Source organism: Pedobacter heparinus (assembly GCF_032678725.1).
In the GTDB taxonomy this organism is placed as follows: domain Bacteria; phylum Bacteroidota; class Bacteroidia; order Sphingobacteriales; family Sphingobacteriaceae; genus Pedobacter; species Pedobacter heparinus_A.
Map to the genome: position 1 here is coordinate 56,458 of NZ_JAVTSC010000021.1, position 6,249 is coordinate 62,706.

Genomic DNA, 6,249 nt, shown 5'->3' on the forward strand with positions numbered 1-6,249 from the left:
AATAAATTAACTTCATTAAAGTCTCTGCTTAATGACGAATGTAATAATTGTAATTTTATGAGCAACAAAGGGAGCGCCTGAATTTACAAGCACCCCCTGCGTTTATTTCGGAGTCAAAAATGTCCTGAATTAGACATCAGCTCAATCTTCGCTATGATGATAGCTCCTGGAGACTTTTAAGTACCCTTCATATAAAATTGTAGAGTGATATTATTGTTTAATTAAGTATACCGGGGTTGTAGAAATAAGACCTGTATACGTACCATTTGACGGCACAGTAATAACGGTTCCTGTATCTGTACTGGAGATACTGCTTAGCCGCTTCCAATTACCTGGGGCCAGGTTTGACAAGGTAATTTGGGATGGACCGCTTGAAGCTCTATTCCAAAACACATAAACCGGGTTATTATTGTTAGGTTGTTTTAAAAGTTTGATCCAATAACTTCCAGATGGTGCAGTAGCTCCAGAAATCCAACTCTTTTCTACAATCTTATAATTTTCTAAAGTTGCAGAAAACCGAGTTGCTGCAAATTCTGCTGGTTTACCTATTATCTCATAAAAACGCATTCCATTATTCACTTCTCCATCCGGATGATCCCACTGAAAATAATTATGGGTCATCACACCTTCGCCTGCAAGTAGTAAATGAGCACGAACCAAATATGCAGCCTGCACATTCAGACTTACCGGCTCAATTTGATTAGGAGCACTACCGTTTACGTCGCCAGTAGGATATCCCCATTCTCCACTAATGAATGGAACATCTGGACTTATAGCATTACCAAAACCATCTGAACCATTTCGCCAGCGGTAAATAGTTTCTATTACTTTTTCTGGCGATTGATCTACTTCTTTTTGATAAAAATGAATTGTTATAGCATCAAATTTCCATAGCGGTTTATTAGTGGTGTATGCCTTTATACGCCCTATCCAATCATTGGTTTGATCATGGTTTGGTGCTAATGCCGGGCCAATCACGCTTGCCCCCGCAGTTTTCATATCAGGAACAATAGCTCGTACCAGTTCCGTATATTGTTCTGCCATTAACTGACTGAGCGCTGTGAGGCAGGCAACGTCATCCTTATCGCAATTAACTCCGTTATCCCAATAATGGGGGCTATTAGGCTCATTCCATATTTCAAACATTATTTTACTATATCCATTAGTCACTTTCGCCCAATTTACGCTCGCATCTGAAAATTCTTTGAACTTTAACCGCTGTGCTGAAGTTATTGGAGGAGTAAAACCAGTAACTACACCACCTTCAGTAATTGGAGTTGTGTGTGCCCTGTGACCGCCGGTTAGTGTAAAGATAATTCCTACCGGAGACTGCCCTGCTTTAGCAGCATCGATCCACTCCTCGTAGCTCGCGTTTGGTGTTTTATCACCAGCTGCATTTTGAAAATGATTATTGAAGCTGTAGTTACAGGGTTGTCCCGCATCATGGTTATCGACCTCTTCCCATTTTATACTCATTCTTATCCATTTGAAACCAGCGTTTTTAATATCCTGCAGTTTAGTTCCACTTATCCCATCTATATTATTATTCGCAGGCCAGCCTGGATTTCCTCCCAAATTTACACATTTGCCCGAGGTAATGTCGTCGGCACTTATATCATTGGGCAAAGCATTTATCATTAATCCATGCCCCGCAGTTTCGGCTTTCTCTCCTGAAATCTCTTGTTCAGGTTTTTGACAAGATGTAAGAATTAGAATTGTTAAAAATGTAGCTGTAAGTACCGTTTTTTTTAACGTACTCAAAAGGCAGATGTGCTGCCATAAGTAAAATTGTTTCATAGTTTATAATTGGTTAAATAATTTTAAATTAAATATCAAATACTGTCAATCAATAGTGACCCCAGTATTAATGTATAAGGTAATTAACTACTATATCTTAAAAGTCAACTCATGGGGGGATGGCAGGTAACTTTTTTTTGACTCACTGTCATTTTAGCAACCTAATGAACATTCAACTCATCTGATGTGCTCAAATTATTACCCACCGAAATAAAAACCAGGTTACTTCTAGAAGAATCACCGACCTGTTCAGAAAAGGAGAATTAAAGGATAAAGTTGAAACTGTAAAGGTTCAAAGGAATCCTTTTAGGTTTAAGTATACGTCATAGGGAATAGAAAATCGTGAAGACTCCTCAGAATTTCCGCAGGAGCAATTTATCAACAATTTTAGGAACCGAAGCTATTTCTCAATCAGACAATCCTTTTTTTGAGTAGATTTTGCCAATCCTGAACCCATCAATCTAGCTTTCGCAAACAGGCATCAATTTCGTATGGATTATCCACATCGATCCTAGTCTAAAAACGGGGCCTGGATAAAGCTGAAGGATGTTGAATGCGTAATAAAAGGTAGTTTGGCAGGTTGAAGGGGCTATATCTGAGGGAACCGTGAAACTCCTATGGTTGCTGATATCTCTACAGATATTATCCGACCAACTTTTCTTGTAAATGTCGATACCAATGAATAGCTTTGGTAAAGCAGTAATTTCTATTGCCATATTTCAATTGTTTTGGCAGATAGTTAACACTATGCTACATCTTTTTTGATGGAACGGATACTGCTTTTACATGGGTACTATGAAATAGTGGTAATTGACGAGCAAAGGCTCAAGTTCAGTATTCCAATTTCGTTTTTTTTAAGGATTGGCTGAAGAAACAGCCCCACCATCGAAAAGCCCCAACCGTTATAGCAACCTTAAAGAACTACACAATAAACAATGGCAACAGACGGAGTTAAAATAATTGATGGTGATTTAGCGAGAGATACATACGATCATATTATGGACTTGTATGACAGTGACGCAAACATTGAAACTATAAAAAAGGAAGTCCCATTTGTTAAAGAAGACTATGGAGTTGACACAGATTTTTATCACGAACTATTTGTAACAGCATATGCTTTGGCTTTTTGGGAATTCGGTGAGTTGACAGACAACATTCTTAACGAAGTGAAACGAGTTATTGACCTAAAAGCAGGAATTAAATTATGGACAGAAGAATGTAACGAAAATGAAGGGAAGAAGCGGCAAAAGGAACTTGATAAACTATTAAAAAAAATATCACAACCAAACCAAAAGATCAGAAAAAGGAAGAAGTATAAACTAATAAAGAACTTTTATTTTCAACCTGACGATGTGCTTACGTTTCAGCTTTCTAACGAAAATTATCATGCGGTAATTTGTGCTAAAGTAACTCAACAACGTGGGCAATGCACTTATGACCTTGTTGGGACAACTTATAAAAGCAAAAAAAAGCCGACAATTGAAGACTTGAAAACTTGTTTTATTGCTGGACGAGAAATTGGTTCAGAATATGACGCTAAAAAAACATTAGAAGAACAGCCAAATGTTGACGAAATTTGGCGGTACGCAAAAAACGATAATTTCTTTTTTGGTGTTTGTTATGATTTAGTTACGCACAGAGATATAATTTCATTTAAAGACAAATTTGAAGTCATCGGAAAATTGAAAATTAAAGAGAGTTTTAAAAAAGACGGAAGTTATGGATATGCTTCAACATTTGACAGATTTGAAAGTACCTTCAGCGACTTTGACAACCATATGAAAGTATTTGGACAACAGAAATATCCTGTAACTCTACTATGCGAACTATAACTCAGGGATGAGCGAGATCGCCACTTTTGCAAATGGTCTGTTAAGGGATTACCAGTCAATTGAAAACGCAATCAGCTTGTCCTGGAGTAATGGCCCGGTAGAAGGAAATGTACTAAAAGTGGTTATTCCCCAATTTCCCCGAATACCAAATTTGATAATAAGTCCGCAGATTTCTGCTGCGGGTTATTCAGATTTATAATCAGAAAGCCAATACATTAAAAACATAAACAATACCAACGACAGAAAAAAAACCGCATCAACGATGCGGCTCTTATGCTCAAATAAAATTGTCTTAGTTGATGATTCTGGCGGCATCTCGCTATGCCCTAAAAATTTATTCCTGAAACAAAATGCCTGCATTCAGGTTATCAGCAAACATAATTAATCTTTCAAATACATTTTACTTTTACCATTAAACACAAATACATGAAAAATACATCGAATGTAATCATTGGCCTGCTAGCCGGACTTGCGGCGGGCGCCGCTCTTGGATTACTGTTCGCGCCTGAAAGCGGAATCGAAACCAGAGATAAACTTAGCCGGTCACTGAGCGACCTAAACGAATCCATCATGGACAGGGCAGTAGCGGAAATCGGAAAATTTACCCAAAAAGCCTGAACAGGGCTATAGCCCAACGACAACCAAAATGCCAATGAATAAGCAGATGAAAACAATCCGGAAGATCAAAAACCTAAACGAACTTAAAGCTACGCAAGCCAGCCTTAAAGCAGAACAGCTCATCCTGGAGAAGGAATTTGTTACCAGCGGAAAAAGCGCCCTAATCAGCCTGCCAATGGTGAGTTTTTTAAAGTCCGCTGATCCTTTAAAAATGATCAAAGTTGACGGGAAGATCAATTTGCCTGCCAAGCTATTTTCCTACCTGCTCCCACTAATTATAAAAAAAACGCTATTCAGACGTTCGGGTTTTCTGACCAAAATTATTATGGCACTGACAGCAAGGGAAATCGGAAAACGTATCGGCCCAAAGATAGTAAAGTGGTTACAGAGTATTACCGAAAGATATTTCAGTAATACAAAACTAACAAAATACGTTAAGCAACAAAAATGGTAGCAACATTAATTGTACTACTGATTATCAAATATTTGGATATGGAATCCGCAGCAGATCCTCATTCAGCTGATCTACCTGCCATTCTTCTAAAAATTTGATGTCGATTACATAAATTATTTGTATCGTTTCGTTTAATTTTACCAATCAGCAATTATTGCGTAGCTAACCTGTAAGGCTTGCCTCGCGAGTGTTTTGTAATTTCGTCCAAAGGCTCATTCCAGGGATGTTTACCCAGCGTAACGGTAGAAATTAACAATTCAATCACACTAAAAACTTTAAAAGATAAACATTGAAAGCTATAGGATTTAGAACATCGTTGCCCATAAACGATAAAAATAGTTTCATATAATTTCAAACAGAAAAGCGTGAAGACTTCTCAGAATCTCCACCCTTTAAAGTTCAGTTTATAGTGACGATTAAACTGATTATTTGGCTGGCTAAACAAGAGATAACAGTCCAATTAAAATGTATGCAATTACAAAAAACAATGTCATTTTTTGTTTTTTTATGTTTAACACTGGCTTAGGCATGAGCTATTTCTTTCCTGGTCCTGGAAATTTGGTAATACACATTAAAAAGATAGCAAGGGATGAGCAGCAGGTAAGCAAACTGGTTGTTGGAAATATGTGAAAGCCAGCTGTACACCAATGGCAAAATGGCCCCGCCGGCGATACCCATGATGAGTATGGCCGATCCGCGGTTGAGCAAAGCACCGCTCAGCCCCCTTAAAGCAAGCGGCCAGATGGCTGGCCACAACATGGCATTGGCAAAACCCAGTAAGGCAATGAAAATAATAGAAGCTTCGCCGGGTACAAACACGGCAAGCAGGGTTAACAATATTCCCAGCAGGGAAGAGTATAAAAATGCCTTTTCCTGGGTGATGATTTTAGGGATAAATAAAGCCCCTAAAACATAACCAGTAAGCATGGATGCCAGTGTATAGGAAGTTAAGCTTTTGGCAACATCCAATCTGACGCCATGATAAATTCCATAATTGCCGATCGTATCGCCGGCGATAACTTCTACACCTACCGTTACAAATATGGCTGTAAAACCCAGCATAAATACCCCATTGTAACTTTTACCTGCATTGGCCAGCTCTTCCTTTTCATTAACAGCCAGTTCATCTGCTGAGGGTGTAATTTCGGGCAGGTGTGCATATTTAATACCAAAAGCGATTACACACAACACCAGGGTTAAAACAATATAAGGCATGATCACATCATGGGCCAGCTCATCCAGACGTATGGCTTTTGCTCCGGGAGCCAGGCTTTCCAGTTCGGCCAGCAAACCATCAGAATTTTTAAGGATAATGGCACCTAATATCATCGGGGCCAGTATGCCAGCAAATTTATTGCAGATCCCCATTATGCTGATGCGTTGGGCAGCCCTGGCCGGATCGCCCAATTTGGTGATATAGGGGTTTACAGCAGTTTGCAGCAAAGTAGTTCCTGCACCCACTACAAATAAGCCCAGCAGGAAAAGTGGATAATACCGCAGCATTGCGGCAGGAACAAATAACAGGCAGCCGGCAGCCATAATGAGCAG

The 6,249-nt window shown here is 39.0% G+C and carries 6 protein-coding genes; 4 read left to right on the top strand and 2 right to left on the bottom strand.

All coding sequences use genetic code 11. The annotated features are described in order from the left end of the window. Nucleotides 1-210: 210 nt before the first annotated feature. Nucleotides 211-1,797: a cellulase family glycosylhydrolase gene (locus tag R2Q85_RS23245; protein ID WP_316814200.1), complete on the bottom strand. Its 1,587-nt coding sequence runs from the start codon at nucleotides 1,795-1,797 to the stop codon at nucleotides 211-213. A 935-nt stretch (nucleotides 1,798-2,732) separates the two neighbouring features. On the opposite strand from R2Q85_RS23245, the gene R2Q85_RS23250 reads away from it, so the two are divergent. The 4 genes from R2Q85_RS23250 to R2Q85_RS23265 all read left to right on the top strand — a co-directional run bounded on the left by R2Q85_RS23250 (nucleotide 2,733) and on the right by R2Q85_RS23265 (nucleotide 4,701). Continuing rightward, nucleotides 2,733-3,629, top strand: a complete 897-nt coding sequence (locus R2Q85_RS23250; protein ID WP_316814201.1) for a hypothetical protein — start codon at nucleotides 2,733-2,735, stop codon at nucleotides 3,627-3,629. A gap of 7 nt (nucleotides 3,630-3,636) precedes the next feature. Further along, complete coding sequence (locus R2Q85_RS23255; protein ID WP_316814202.1) at nucleotides 3,637-3,828, top strand: hypothetical protein; 192 nt, start codon at nucleotides 3,637-3,639, stop codon at nucleotides 3,826-3,828. Between the two features lie 227 nt (nucleotides 3,829-4,055). Beyond that, complete coding sequence (locus R2Q85_RS23260) at nucleotides 4,056-4,247, top strand: YtxH domain-containing protein (protein WP_316814203.1); 192 nt, start codon at nucleotides 4,056-4,058, stop codon at nucleotides 4,245-4,247. Between the two features lie 34 nt (nucleotides 4,248-4,281). Next, nucleotides 4,282-4,701, top strand: coding sequence for a hypothetical protein (locus R2Q85_RS23265; RefSeq protein ID WP_316814205.1), 420 nt, complete (start codon nucleotides 4,282-4,284; stop codon nucleotides 4,699-4,701). 522 nt (nucleotides 4,702-5,223) lie between these two features. Here R2Q85_RS23265 and gluP read toward each other — a convergent pair. After that, nucleotides 5,224-6,249, bottom strand: a 1,026-nt coding sequence (gluP, locus tag R2Q85_RS23270) for a glucose/galactose MFS transporter (protein WP_316814206.1), incomplete at its 5' end; no start/stop codon positions are given.